The organism is Aestuariivivens sp. NBU2969, assembly GCF_019931125.1.
Taxonomy (GTDB): Bacteria; Bacteroidota; Bacteroidia; order Flavobacteriales; family Flavobacteriaceae; genus Aestuariivivens; species Aestuariivivens marinum.
Genome location: NZ_JAIOUU010000001.1, coordinates 241,844 through 255,186, shown reverse-complemented (window position 1 = coordinate 255,186; position 13,343 = coordinate 241,844). Strand labels below are relative to the sequence as shown.

The window sequence follows — 13,343 nt, the reverse complement described above, 5'->3', positions numbered from 1 at the left end:
GGAAACAAGAAACATGTCAAGGCGTAATAACATGAACGGTATTCACAAAAAAACACTAGAAGATTTAGAATTTCCAATGGTACTTCAGCAGGTAAGCGAGCTCTGCATTACCGCATTGGGCAACCATGAAGCACAAAATATTGCGCCAATGCGTTCTAACGAACAACTCATGGTTGCTTTAAACCATACCAATGAATACCTATCGTCATTCTACAACGATAATCGCATTCCTAACCATGGTTTTGATTCCATTGCAAAAGAGCTTAAGCTGCTAAAGATTGAGAATACCTATCTAGACATACATGGCTTAAAAAAGATTGCTTCCATTTCGTTAACAACAAACACGATCATTATATTTCTTAACAAGTTCAAGGAGTATTACCCTACTTTAAATGATTTTGCCTCTAAAATAGAAGTTACCAAAATTCTAATTGAAAAAGTAGATAATATTATAGATCGTTTTGGAGATATAAAGGATAATGCCTCTACGCTACTTTTTGATTTAAGGCAATCTATCAATAAAGTTAAAGGGAAAATAAATCAGAGCTTTGCAACAGCACTCAACGCTTATCATAATCTAGAATATTTAGATGATATTAGAGAATCTGTGGTAGATAACCGTCGTGTTTTAGCAGTAAAAGCCATGTATCGTCGTAAAGTTAAAGGTAGTGTTATGGGTAACAGTAAAACCGGTAGCATTGTTTACATTGAACCCGAAGCGACTTTACAGTATTCTAGAGAACTTAACAACTTAGAATACGAAGAGACGGAAGAAATCATTCGAATATTAAAGGAGGTCACCAATGCCATTCGTCCGTATTTATTATTGCTTCATGACTACCAAGCATTTCTAGTTGATATGGATGTCATTTCTGCAAAAGCGAAATATGCCAAATCATTAAATGCCATTCTCCCCGAGTTTTCAGAAGGAAAAAGGATGTGTTTAAGGGACGCCTATCACCCATTGCTCTATTTAAACAATTTATCGAAACAGAAAGAAACATTTCCCCAATCTATAACACTAAAAGAAGACAGTAGAATTATTGTTATTTCAGGCCCCAATGCTGGAGGAAAAAGTATTACTCTTAAAACTATCGGGTTACTACAAGTTATGTTGCAAAGCGGACTCCTTATTCCGGTACACGAACGCAGCAAAGTATGTTTGTTTGATAGGGTGTTGAGTGATATAGGCGACAATCAATCCATAGAAAACCATTTAAGTACTTACAGTTACCGCTTAAAGCAAATGAATTATTTTCTGAAAAAGTGTAATGCCAATACGCTCTTTCTTATTGATGAGTTTGGTACAGGCAGTGATCCTGAATTGGGTGGCGCTCTGGCTGAAACTTTTTTGGAAGAGTTTTATCACCGTAAGGCCTTTGGTATAATAACAACGCATTACTCCAACCTAAAAATATTGGCTACCGAACTACCCGATATGGTCAACGCCAATATGCTCTTTAACGAACGTACCTTGGAACCCATGTTTAAATTGGTTGTAGGACAGGCTGGTAGCTCCTTTACTTTTGAGGTAGCCCAGAAAAATGGCATTCCATACAGCTTAATTAATCGGGCTAAAAAGAAAATAGAGCGTAGCAAGGTCCGTTTTGATGCTACCATTGCCAAACTCCAAAAAGAACGCTCCAGACTGGAAAAAACAGGGCAATCTCTAAAACTTAACGAAAAAAAGAAAAGTGCCGAAGCCGACAAACTGGAGGAAATAAATGCCAAGATTCAAAAGAAATTAGAGAGCTATCAGGAATTGTACGACAGTAACCAACGACTTATCTATTTAGGTCAAAAAGTAAATGATTTGGCTGAAAAATATTTTGAAAATAAGCGTAAACGTGACCTCATGGCCGAATTATTTAAGGTTGTTCAAATAGAAAATTCTAAACGAAAAAAAATATCTGCTAAACAAAAGCAAGTTGAAAAGGCCAAGGAAAAAAAGGTTAAGCAAGAAGTTGAAAAGAAAGTAGAGGTTATAAGGAAAAAGAAAAAAACAGAAAAACTAATTGCCAAACAAAAAGAAGCCGAAAAGCCAAAACCTGTTTTAAAAATTGGGGACCGTGTACGTATGGAAGATGGCCGCGCTGTTGGCAGCATAGATAAAATTGAAAAAAACAAAGCCGTTGTTAACTACGGTATGTTTACCACAAATGTTAGCTTAGAACAATTGGAATTAGTAGAGACTAAAAAATGATCTCCCAAATACCGAATCATAAACAACTTATCCTTTTCGATGGGATATGTAACTTATGCAATGGTGCTGTACAATACGTTATTAAGTACGATAAAAGAAACCGATTTATATTTGCGCCATTACAGGGCAAAACAGGACAACAAATAATTGAACATTTCAATATAGACACTAATGCATTAGATTCTATTTTACTTTACACTCCTGATAACAGGTTGAGTTATAAAAGTTCCGCAGTACTAAAAATAGCTTCAAGATTAGGTTTTCCAAGAAACCTACTCGCTATCTTTTTTATTGTTCCTCCTGTTATTCGTAATTGGATATATGATTATATTGCCATAAACCGCTATAACTGGTTTGGAAAAAAAGAAGATTGTATGATACCTACACCTGAATTTAAGCGTAGGTTTTTGGATTGATATTTATTGGTTATTTCAAACTACTTAAAATAAAATCTATGGTTTTGTTGGTGTTTTTGTTTTGGGCATAAGCATCGGTAATGTGTTTTGAAGGCACTGCTAATTTTTTATCGATTAATGACTGAATTTCATCAACATATTCCAAAGACACCTTTCCCGTTAAAAGCAGGCTTAAATCCTTCCCTTCATGGTAATAGTTATAGATTTTTTTAAGTCCTGTTAAATACAAGTAATCCTTAGTAAATCCTCCTCCACGATGAGCACGTACTGTTATATAAAAGGCATTTTCCTTATCCAAATCATATTGATTGTGCAACAACCTAAATGTTCTTGAAAAACAATACCCTTTGGCTAAACTATCAACAGCTATTACCCGGTACGCCAATTCCTTCAAGCGCTTTACAGTAAGATTATTGCTCATATATTCAGCAAAAACAGCCAGCCCTTCCTGAGTCTCTTCATAATTTGGGAATCCGTGTGAAAATATTTTTAACGGATGTAATATTCCGTTCATAGTGGTAACCATGTGTACCCCTATTTCGTGATTGGTTAATACTGCGATTTCGTTATCTGAAAAGGTATAATTGCTATTTAATACTAATGTTCTTACATTATTTAAAACCATAGCAATAGCCGAAATTTTATCGGAATGTTTAACCTCATAGCTAAAATCATATCTTTTAGAGAATTCCTTAAAAAACACCTCTGCTTCTTCGGCAGAATATTTAGGAACAAAAGGCTCTGTTTTTATATCTTCATCTTCAAAATGAAGAATAAACTTTGCATTTTCTACATCTGTTTCAGTAGGCGTGCCGAAACAATGTAGACAGTTATAATAGAATTTTTTACCATTTCCAATGGTTTCAATGCATTGAATTAATCCAGAATAGCTGTATATAATATCCTCGTATAAATTTTTAATAGCTGTATCTTCAATTTGCTCTAAGGGCTGTATAAACAACTCCCTGTGCAATTTAAACCTGTCAAAATTTATTTCAGGATATTTAAAAACAGGATCGGTTAAATACTTTGATGAAAAAAAACGATTCTTTTCGGTTTCAATATTTATGGGATTAACATAAGCCAGTAACTCTATTTGCTTAACTAAAGCATCAATTTTAGTATCAATTGCAAAGAGTGTTTTATAATCTACATGCTTATCCAATAACATTAAGCTTAAGGTTTAAAAATATTATACGTTTCCAGTGCGTGCTTGGGAATACGTTCCTTCAATTCCCTTTCTCCCATCGAAACCACTTCGGGGAATATAATTTGTTCATATTCATCGCAGTACACCTTGGCTATTTCGGTTGCCAAAACTAAGGTATTTTTAAAATTTTGGGTAATAAATTTTAAAAAATAACCATTGCCTTGAAAGGTATCGTTTATCTTTGAAGTGGATTTAATCCCATTGGGAAATTGTATTTCCGATAGGCTTTGCCGCCATTTCTCAATGGCATTTCCAAATCGTTGATTATCAATATTGCTAGTACCCAAATTCCAAGTAGGTACTTCTCTATCCCATCGTTTCCAATTATAGCTATGCATATCGTAAACCGTACAAAACCCAAATTTAGATTCCAAAGTTTCAATTAGGGCATGCACTACTTTATAAAAATTTGCATGCTTCTCAAGGCTTTTAGAAATGATTGCTTCTGTTAGCGGATATTTCCATAATTGTTTGCCCCAAGCCGTTACAAAAACAGCCTCATCTGGCGCTCGGTTTAAATCGTATTCAAATCGCGAATCACACCCAGCAATAACTATGGGGTGAGATTGTACCATATTCTTAGTTTCTGGGTCTTCCTCATACCACCGCTCATATTCAGTATGCAAACAAGGTTCCCATAGCTCTTTTCTAAATTGATGTCCATCGTGTATTGCACCACAAGCATAAGGGACATAGGCTGAAATCTTTATAGTAAATGAATAATCCGAAGCAATAGCTTCAAAAATTATTTCGTCCTTTATATTTTGAATAATTTGTTGTACTGAAAGTTTTTCCATACTTATTCTTTAACCAAAGTTCCCCATTCTGTCCAAGACCCATCATACACAGAAATATTATTATAACCAGAAATTTCGGCACCTAATGCCAATACACAAGCCGTTATTCCTGAACCACAAGAAAACACTAGTGGATCATCTGTATCGGCAAATTGGTCAAATTTTTGCTTTAAGAGGTTTTCGTCCTTTAACATACCATCTTCCAACAAATCTGTGTAGGGTAAATTAACTGAATTAGGAATAGTTCCCATTCTTAACCCAGCTCTGGGTTCGGGTTCTATACAATTAAACCGACCTGCAGAACGAGCATCAATTATTTGATGACTCTTATTTTTCGAAATGCCTTTTATGTCGTTAAAAAACTTCATCAGGTTAGGCTGAAGATTAGGTGTAAAATCACCTGTTTCACCATTATATAACTGCATGGGTTCTGTCCTATAACCAGCCTTTGTCCAAGCAGGAAAACCACCATTTAAAACAGCTACATTATCATACCCAAAAGCCTTAAATAGCCACCAAACACGGGCACTGGAATAAATGCCTTTGTCATCATAAACCACAATAGCACTATCATTACAAATTCCTGATAGCCTAGACTCTTCCTGAAATAACTGAGTTGACGGAAAAGCGTTTGGAAAAGGATCAGTGGTATTACTAAATCTGTTTTTTATATCAAAATAACGTGCGTTAGGAATCTGTTTTTGGGAAGCGTCTAATGGCTTGTTCATAGTTGCATCCAAAACAACCAAATTACCGACATTAATGCTGTCATTAAGCCAATCTACAGAAACTAATGGGTGGGTGATTGTTATTTTTGAACTCATTTTTTAGGTTATTGGGTTATTATGAATTCTATACGTAATACTATTTCTCAATCTTCATTTTCAATTTTGTTCATTACTTTAATTTTATCCATTGCAAATGAAACTGCAAACTGCAAACAGCCTATTAATACTATGCGTCCTCTACAGTTTTTCGCAATCGCGCACGTCTATCGAAGGCTTGAAGTTTATCCAATACTTTACTTTCTAAAAAGTCAATCACTTTTTCCTCAATCTTAACTTTTGGTTTGTAAACTTTATTAATATAGGTAATTCCTCCCGGTGACATCACATTAACTTCAACTAATTTACCTCCAATTACATCGATACCAACAAAATAGAGTCCATCATTCACTAACTTAGGACCAATCTGTTTACATAAGGCTTTTTCAGTTTTCGTTAAATTATGCCTTTGCACACTACCTCCCGCTGAAACATTTGAACGGTGGTCATCTGAACCCGGAACCCGCCTCATAGCACCAATGGGTTCTCCATTTAATAAAAGAATACGTATATCACCTTGATCGGCACCTTCAATATAATCCTGCAAAATAACGTAATTGGAATCACCATCACCACTATTAATATAAAAGTCTAATAACGAATTAATATTGCTCATCGCAGACTTTTCAATTAAAATAACTCCCGATCCTCCAAAACCATTCAATGGCTTTAAAATCATTTTATCGGCTTTAGATTCTTTAATCTGCTTAATTAAATATTTTTTGTTCTTTGATACATGAGTCGCTGGTATAATATTACTATGGGCATCGCCAAAAGCAGCAGTATATAATTTATTATTGGCCTCTCGCATACCTTCTAAAGAATTAATAATGAAAACATCATCTTTTACCGAATCCAAGAAATTCAACATAATGGGATCCAAAGGTGGATTGGCTCTAAAAAAAATGGCGTCAAATCCAGCTAAGGGAAGCATTTCCTCTCTCAAATCGGCTTTGTTGTAAAAGGCTTTTAAGCTACTGGGCACCTTTTCCATTCTATTAATTACCGTACAAAATGCATTGGTTACACTATTGCGAATGGTTAAATTGGCTGGGGTACACATGGCCAAACCGTGTCCCCTTTTAGCACATTCTTTTATTAAAGCCAGTGTTGAATCATTTTCTGGGTCGATATCTCCCCAGGGGTACATTATAAAACAAACATTCATTTAGTGTTTTGGTTTTTAATTAAATTACTTCACTTCATCGTAATGATCATCCCATTCTTTAGGCTTCGGTTCATGTATCTTATCTAAAGATTTGGCAACCAACATGGAAACTGTAGCATCTCCTGTAACGTTTACTACAGTCCTGCACATATCCAACGGTCTATCTACTGCAAAAATAAGTGCTAAACCAATGGGCAACAATTCAGCTGGAAATCCAATGGATTCCAGTACTATAACCAACATGACCATACCTGCACTTGGTACCGCAGCACTTCCAATAGATGCCAATAAGGCGGTTAAAACAATTACCATTTGGTTGGTAAAGGTCAATCCCTCAGGCCAAATAACCTGCATGATAAAAACGGCAGCTATACCTTGATATAGACTGGTGCCATCCATATTAACAGTAGCTCCAACTGGCAAAACAAAACCCGAAACTTCTTTATCAACTCCCAAGTGTTCTTCGACACGTTCCATTGTTACAGGTAATGTAGCAGCACTACTACTAGTAGAAAATGCCAATAACTGTGCGGGACTAATCTCTTTAATAAACCACAGAGGTGATTTCTTCACAAATACCCCAACTAAAATAAGATAAAATAGTATCATTAATATCAACCCTCCAACAACGCACAGAGCATAATATAAAAGTTTTACTAATATTTCGGTATCATCAAAAGCTATAATAACATTTGCCAGTAAGGCAAAAACCGCATAAGGGGCAAATAGCATGATTAAATCCACCATTTTCATTACTACTTCGTTAAGGGAATCGAAAAAATCTATCAGGGGTTTGGCTTTTCGTTCACCTATTAACAACAAGCAAATACCAACAAACAAAGCAAAAAAGATAATCTGCAACATAGAAGCTTCTGCAAAAGACTTAAATATATTACTTGGAAAAATATCAACTAATGCACGTAATGGTCCAGCATCTTTTTGAGCAGATGCTTCCAATAGCTTGCCCGTTACTCCTTCATCATTTTCATATTTTAATTTAATTTTTTCTATGGTATCCTGTGGCATACCATTACCTGGCTTAACAGTATTTACAATACCCAGACCTATAATAATTGCGACCAAGGTTGTAGTAATATAAATGCTTATGGTTCGTAAACCCATTGATTTTATCTTGGAAATATCCTTTAAATCTGAAATACCCTTAATTAATGATGCCAAGATTAAAGGCACTGCAATGAGTTTTAAAAGATTAATGAATATTGTTCCAAACGGTGCTATCCAATCGGCTACAAATCCTTTCCCACCTTCTACGGTATTCATAATAAAGCCAAAAATGATCCCCAGAACCATTCCAATAATAATCTTCCAGTGTAGTGCTAGTTTTTTCAAAGTTTATTTTTTGTATTATTTGTTTTAAAAATTATTTCTGAAGCAATATAATTATTTTTGATGGTTTTGTGTCTAAACCTAAATTACTTTGACTTTTAAAAAAGTAAAATAATCTTTACATATCCCAGTTTTCTATAATCTTGCTAGTCATCTCTCCATTACTAACATTAAAAAGATTTATTAGTTCATGTTTTTTTCGGGGTACTTTACTGGAATCTATCTCTAAAGCTTCAATGATTTTTGAAGTAGCTATTGTCTCCCTGCCCCGTTTGGCCAAACCATTGGCTAAACAAGCTGCTACGGGTTTCCCTTTTCTCATGATTTTTTGTTCAAAATAGAACCATGAATCATCGACAAAAGACATTCTAGTGTAAACCTCAGCCCTTTGAAACATTTTAAGTGGCCTGTAAAACTGCACATGAATAGCTTGATTGGGAAAAAACCATTTATTTTTAGTAGCCACTTTAAAAAAGTTGGTTCGTACCATAAAATCTGCTCGTCCCATTTCAAAAACGGTCATAATGGCAGCATGATTCATCACCGATACATCAATATCGGTTACCCAAACCCTAAAATTTACACGTGTGGTTTCTGAACCATTAACCTTTGGTCTAAATCTAGCTTTAACTATTATTTGAAGAAGCTTAATCCATCTCATCACAACGGTATTACGCTCTAAGTTCAAATAAGATATCCATCACTTCAATGGTAGGAGGCTCTATAACCTGATAAGCATAAGGGATGGAGGCAGCTAAATCTGAAGCCCTGTATGTTTCTAGCGATTCTATAGAATCCCAAACATAAACACCGCCATATTCATGATCTCCTAATTTGAGATAATATTTCTGTAAGATTCCAGAAATGGCTTTAAAATGAGGTTCACGCTCCTTGGCGACTTTAAGAAGTTGTTCTTCTGACAATCTGGTTTTAAACCGAACCATTTGCATGATGGTTCCTGCTTTCTTATCTCCCATAGTATAATTTAATTGTTACGTATAGAAAGATAAGGAATTATTTTTAGTCAAATTACTTTATGTATTCAACTATAGGTAATAAGTAAAATATGCGTTAATACATCTTATTGATCAAGTAAAAGTCTGCTAAAACCAATGCAGCCATGGCCTCCACTATAGGCACGGCACGAGGTACAACACAAGGATCGTGGCGTCCTTTGCCTTGCATTTCTACAATGTTACCATCCTTATCGATAGTATCGTATTTCTGTATTAAGGTTGCCACAGGCTTAAAGGCTACATTAAAATAAATGTCCATACCATTGCTTATCCCCCCTTGTATACCTCCAGAATAATTGGTTTTTGTAGAACCATCTATATTAAATGCATCATTATGGGCACTACCGTACATAGTACTTCCATGAAAACCACTACCATATTCAAAACCTTTAACCGCATTAATGGATAGCATGGCCTTACCAAGTTCGGCATGTAATTTATCAAAAACAGGTTCGCCTAAACCAACTGGTACATTTTTAATCACACAACTTACAATACCTCCAACCGTATCGCCTTTGCTGCGCACTTCTTTTATATAGGTTTCCATATTGGCGGCCATAGTTTGATCTGGGCAACGTACGGCGTTAGATTCCGTTTGGGTTAAATCTAATTCGGTATATGGCTTCTCTAGTTTCATAGTGCCAACGGCAGATACATAAGCAGTTATTTCAACATCCTTTAGCACTTGCTTTGCAATCGCCCCAGCAACTACACGACATGCAGTCTCACGAGCTGAACTACGACCTCCACCACGATAATCCCGTAAACCATATTTTTGATCATAGGTATAATCAGCATGGCTTGGTCTGTAACTATCTTTGATATGGCTATAGTCGTGTGATTTTTGATTTGTATTTTCAATAACAAAACCAATGGGAGTACCTGTTGTTTTTCCTTCAAAAATACCAGAGTGGAATTTCACGGTATCAGGTTCTTTACGCTGGGTGACAATGGCAGACTGACCAGGTTTGCGTCTGTTCAATTCATTTTGAATAGCTTCAAAATCTAAAGTTACCCCTGGTGGACAACCATCAATAACACCGCCCAATGCAGGACCGTGGGACTCTCCATAAGTTGTTAAATTAAACAGTTTTCCAAAGGAATTACCAGCCATGATTTTATTTTTTTGCTAAAGTAAATCTATTCTTAGAAATACACAATGTACTGTTTCTAAAAAGTGATCGTTTCGATTAACAAATTACAATTTCAGCTCTCAGTGACACGTTATAACCAATGATAAAGAAAACAATCTGTACTATAACGTACTTAATAACTATTAACCAATAATTCAATATCTAAGTTAAACAAGGGCTTCCCTTAAAATGCTAATAGGATGCATGGCTTCTCGCTTGGTACCATCCTTTATTTGATGCCTACAGCTTGTGCCATTGGCAGCAATAATAACATCATTAGGAGCTTTACGCAGTGCTGGAAACAAAGTTTGTTCTCCAACCTGCATACTTACCTCGTAATGTTCTTTTTCATAGCCAAAACTACCCGCCATACCACAACAGCCACTTGGAATTATAGTAACTTTGTAATTTTTAGGCAAGTTTAAAACCGTAAAACTAGAAAACTGATTTCCTAATGATTTTTGATGGCAATGCCCGTGAAATTTAATCGTTTTTTCCTCCAATGTAAACCTATCCGAGGTTATATTCCCTAACTCGATTTCCTTTTGAAGAAACTCTTCAATTAAAAAGGTATGTTTCGCAATGTGCTCGGCAGCAATCTTATCGTCAGCAAGTTTTAAATATTCATCCTTAAATGTAAAAATCGCCGAAGGCTCAATACCTATTAAAGGCGTTTCTGCCGAAATTCTATCCTTAAAAAGTTCAATATTTTTATTAGCACAAACTTTAGCTTGTTCAAGGAATCCGTTTGATAGGAAAGTACGACCAGATTCTTCATGATCAATTATTTCAACGAAGTAATTCAAGCTTTTTAATAATTCAAGAGCGTCTATTCCAATGGATGTGTCCAAAAAATTGGTAAACTCATCATTAAACAAATACACCTTTTTAATATAGCTTTCGCTTCTCTCTACCGCTTTAAAATTTAAATAGTATTTATCTAAACTTTTATGGTATATAACGGGCAAACTCCGTTCCTTGGCTATTCCTAAAAATCGTTTTAATATTGAAGCCGTAAATCGGTTTAAAAAAACGGCATTTGAAATTCTTGGTAAACGGCTTGCCAGCTTATTTAATTGGTTGTTATACGCAAACAACATAGTTCGCCATGATACACCATTCACTTTTTGGTATTGGTATAAAAATTCGGCTTTTAAACTCGCAACATCCACACTACTGGGGCATTCACTGGCGCAAGCTTTACAGCTTAAACATAAATCAAAAACCTCTTTAAGTTCTTTATGGTCAAATCGGTTGTCTTTATTGGAATTGGTTAAAAATTCGCGTAACGCGTTTGCCCTAGCTCGTGTAGTGTCTTTTTCATTTCGTGTCGCACGATAACTCGGGCACATCACACCACCAAAATCGGGGAGCTTTCTACAATCACCTGAGCCATTACACTTTTCGGCCTCACGAAGAATACCCTGCGATTTAGAAAAATCGAGCAGGGTTTCAATTTTGGGTTCTACCCTATCAATTTCGTAACGCAAGGATTGGTCCATAGGAAAGGCATCGACAATCTTCCCTGCATTAAAAACATTATCAATATCAAAGGCTTGTTTTATACGTTTTAAAATTTCATAATTCTCCTTACCTATCATCATGGGGATAAATTCAGCTCGAACAATACCATCCCCATGTTCTCCACTCATAGAGCCGTTATATTTTTTAACCAAATGTGCTACATCTGTGGTTATTTTTCTAAATAAGCTAACATCCTCTTTTTGCTTCAAGTCCAAAATAGGACGCAAATGGAGCTCACCAGCACCGGCATGTGCATAATAAACGGCTTTTTGCCTATAAGATTTCATCAGTGCTGTGAATTCAGAAATGTAATTGGCTAAATCGTTCAACACAACGGCCGTATCCTCTATACAGGCTACTGCTTTTTTATCTCCTACAATATTTCCAAGCAACCCCAAACCAGCACTTCTAAGCCCATTGGCTTTATTGACTTCGTCACCAACAAGTTTGGGATTAGCATAACTTAAACCAGTTTTTTCCAGATCCTTTATTAGTGACTCAGCCTGTTCGTTAACCTCTTGTAATGTATTAGCCCTAACCTCACACATTAAAACAGCCATAGGATCTCCTTGTAAAAACTGTCGGTTTTCCTGTTGGGTTTTGTTATTCTTTGTACAATCCAAAATGGTCTTGTCCATCATTTCACAGGCATATAAGCTGTGTTTCATTAAGGGAGCTACAGCATATAAACAGTTTTCTATACTGTTAAAATGTGCTGCTACCATAATGGTTTCAGAAGGTGGTAACTTATCTAGTTTTAATGTAATTTGTGTCGTAAAAGCTAAAGTTCCCTCACTGCCTGAAAGCAATTTGCACATATTAAACGATTCTTTGGAGGAAGAAAAGACTTCAGATTTTATCAATTCATCAATGGCATAACCTGTATTTCTACGATGGATTTCTGGTTTTGGGAAATTTTCAATTATTTGATTTTGTACTACTCTTGGTTTTAACTCCTTATAAATGGTATTATAGATTTGCCCTTCTAGAGTAACTTCTTTTGTTTTATTTAGAAACTGCCCAGTACTTACTTCTCCAAAAATGGCCTCACTACCATCACTCAATATGGTATGCATCTGTAAAACTTTATCTCTTGTTACACCATACTTAATAGAAGTAGAACCTGAGGAATTATTGCCTACCATACCACCTATCATACATCGATTGGATGTTGATGTATTAGGGCCAAAAAACAAACCATGAGGCTTTAAAAAAAGATTTAGCGCATCACGCACTACCCCTGGTTGTACTGTTATGGTTTGTGTTTCCTTATCGAAACTTAAAATTTTCGTGAAGTGCTTTGACACATCAACTACAATACCATTCCCCACACATTGTCCTGCAAGCGAAGTACCAGCCGTACGTGGAATTAAAGTAGCTTTATGCACTTTAGCAAAATGTATAAGTAGTTTGATGTCCTCATTAGTCATTGGATATGCAACTGCCATAGGCAACATTCTGTATACCGAGGCATCGGTAGCATAAAGTGCTTTTGTTAAATCGTCATAAAATAATTCACCTGTTAGGCTTTTTTTTAAGGCCTGTAAATGTGACGCTAAGCCCATGTTTGAACAAAATTTTGTTTAAAATTTAATTTTCCGTTAAAGATAATTACATTTTTGGCGTTATTTTTGTAAAAGTACATCAATGTTGAGAATGATCTATTTTTAACAATTGACCGTATATTAATAATAAAACAAAAAAC

At 35.5% G+C, this 13,343-nt stretch carries 11 protein-coding genes; 2 read left to right on the top strand and 9 right to left on the bottom strand.

Translation table 11 applies throughout. From position 1 onward, the window contains the following. Positions 1 to 31: 31 nt before the first annotated feature. On the top strand, positions 32 to 2,203 hold the full coding sequence (locus K7G79_RS01060) for a DNA mismatch repair protein MutS (RefSeq protein ID WP_223548319.1): 2,172 nt from the start codon (positions 32 to 34) through the stop codon (positions 2,201 to 2,203). Then, positions 2,200 to 2,619, top strand: a complete 420-nt coding sequence (locus K7G79_RS01055; RefSeq protein ID WP_223548317.1) for a thiol-disulfide oxidoreductase DCC family protein — start codon at positions 2,200 to 2,202, stop codon at positions 2,617 to 2,619. Before K7G79_RS01060 ends, K7G79_RS01055 begins: the two co-directional genes overlap by 4 nt. A gap of 10 nt (positions 2,620 to 2,629) precedes the next feature. Here the strand turns inward: K7G79_RS01055 and K7G79_RS01050 are convergent, their stop codons facing one another. The 9 genes from K7G79_RS01050 to K7G79_RS01010 form a co-directional block, all read right to left on the bottom strand. Further along, a complete protein-coding gene (locus K7G79_RS01050) occupies positions 2,630 to 3,790 on the bottom strand; it encodes a flavohemoglobin expression-modulating QEGLA motif protein (protein ID WP_223548315.1) in 1,161 nt (386 codons plus the stop codon). Between the two features lie 5 nt (positions 3,791 to 3,795). Continuing rightward, a complete protein-coding gene (locus tag K7G79_RS01045) occupies positions 3,796 to 4,626 on the bottom strand; it encodes an N-formylglutamate amidohydrolase (RefSeq protein WP_223548313.1) in 831 nt (276 codons plus the stop codon). Between the two features lie 2 nt (positions 4,627 to 4,628). Then, positions 4,629 to 5,450, bottom strand: a complete 822-nt coding sequence (locus K7G79_RS01040) for a sulfurtransferase (protein WP_223548312.1) — start codon at positions 5,448 to 5,450, stop codon at positions 4,629 to 4,631. Between the two features lie 130 nt (positions 5,451 to 5,580). Further along, positions 5,581 to 6,618, bottom strand: coding sequence for a glutathione synthase (gshB, locus tag K7G79_RS01035; protein WP_223548310.1), 1,038 nt, complete (start codon positions 6,616 to 6,618; stop codon positions 5,581 to 5,583). Between the two features lie 24 nt (positions 6,619 to 6,642). Further along, the gene (locus tag K7G79_RS01030; protein WP_223548308.1) at positions 6,643 to 7,968 is read right to left on the bottom strand and encodes a dicarboxylate/amino acid:cation symporter; all 1,326 of its coding nucleotides are present in this window, start codon (positions 7,966 to 7,968) and stop codon (positions 6,643 to 6,645) included. 115 nt (positions 7,969 to 8,083) lie between these two features. Further along, positions 8,084 to 8,626 carry an acyl-CoA thioesterase gene (locus K7G79_RS01025; protein ID WP_223548307.1) on the bottom strand — a complete coding sequence of 181 codons (543 nt, stop codon included), beginning with the start codon at positions 8,624 to 8,626 and terminating at the stop codon, positions 8,084 to 8,086. 10 nt (positions 8,627 to 8,636) lie between these two features. Continuing rightward, complete coding sequence (locus K7G79_RS01020) at positions 8,637 to 8,942, bottom strand: hypothetical protein (RefSeq protein WP_223548305.1); 306 nt, start codon at positions 8,940 to 8,942, stop codon at positions 8,637 to 8,639. 94 nt (positions 8,943 to 9,036) lie between these two features. After that, on the bottom strand, positions 9,037 to 10,095 hold the full coding sequence (aroC, locus tag K7G79_RS01015; protein WP_223548302.1) for a chorismate synthase: 1,059 nt from the start codon (positions 10,093 to 10,095) through the stop codon (positions 9,037 to 9,039). A 186-nt stretch (positions 10,096 to 10,281) separates the two neighbouring features. Further along, entirely contained in the window at positions 10,282 to 13,203 is a 2,922-nt protein-coding gene (locus K7G79_RS01010; RefSeq protein WP_223548300.1) for an FAD-binding and (Fe-S)-binding domain-containing protein, read from the bottom strand. Positions 13,204 to 13,343: the final 140 nt, after the last annotated feature.

Excerpts from the sequence above, each read along its gene's own strand:
- K7G79_RS01060 (WP_223548319.1), top strand. The coding sequence starts at position 32 with ATGAACGGTATTCACAAAAAAACACTAGAAGATTTAGAATTTCCAATG.
- K7G79_RS01055 (WP_223548317.1), top strand. The coding sequence starts at position 2,200 with ATGATCTCCCAAATACCGAATCATAAACAACTTATCCTTTTCGATGGG.
- K7G79_RS01050 (WP_223548315.1), bottom strand. The coding sequence starts at position 3,790 with ATGTTATTGGATAAGCATGTAGATTATAAAACACTCTTTGCAATTGAT.
- K7G79_RS01045 (WP_223548313.1), bottom strand. The coding sequence starts at position 4,626 with ATGGAAAAACTTTCAGTACAACAAATTATTCAAAATATAAAGGACGAA.
- K7G79_RS01040 (WP_223548312.1), bottom strand. The coding sequence starts at position 5,450 with ATGAGTTCAAAAATAACAATCACCCACCCATTAGTTTCTGTAGATTGG.
- gshB (WP_223548310.1), bottom strand. The coding sequence starts at position 6,618 with ATGAATGTTTGTTTTATAATGTACCCCTGGGGAGATATCGACCCAGAA.
- K7G79_RS01025 (WP_223548307.1), bottom strand. The coding sequence starts at position 8,626 with ATGAGATGGATTAAGCTTCTTCAAATAATAGTTAAAGCTAGATTTAGA.
- K7G79_RS01020 (WP_223548305.1), bottom strand. The coding sequence starts at position 8,942 with ATGGGAGATAAGAAAGCAGGAACCATCATGCAAATGGTTCGGTTTAAA.
- aroC (WP_223548302.1), bottom strand. The coding sequence starts at position 10,095 with ATGGCTGGTAATTCCTTTGGAAAACTGTTTAATTTAACAACTTATGGA.
- K7G79_RS01010 (WP_223548300.1), bottom strand. The coding sequence starts at position 13,203 with ATGGGCTTAGCGTCACATTTACAGGCCTTAAAAAAAAGCCTAACAGGT.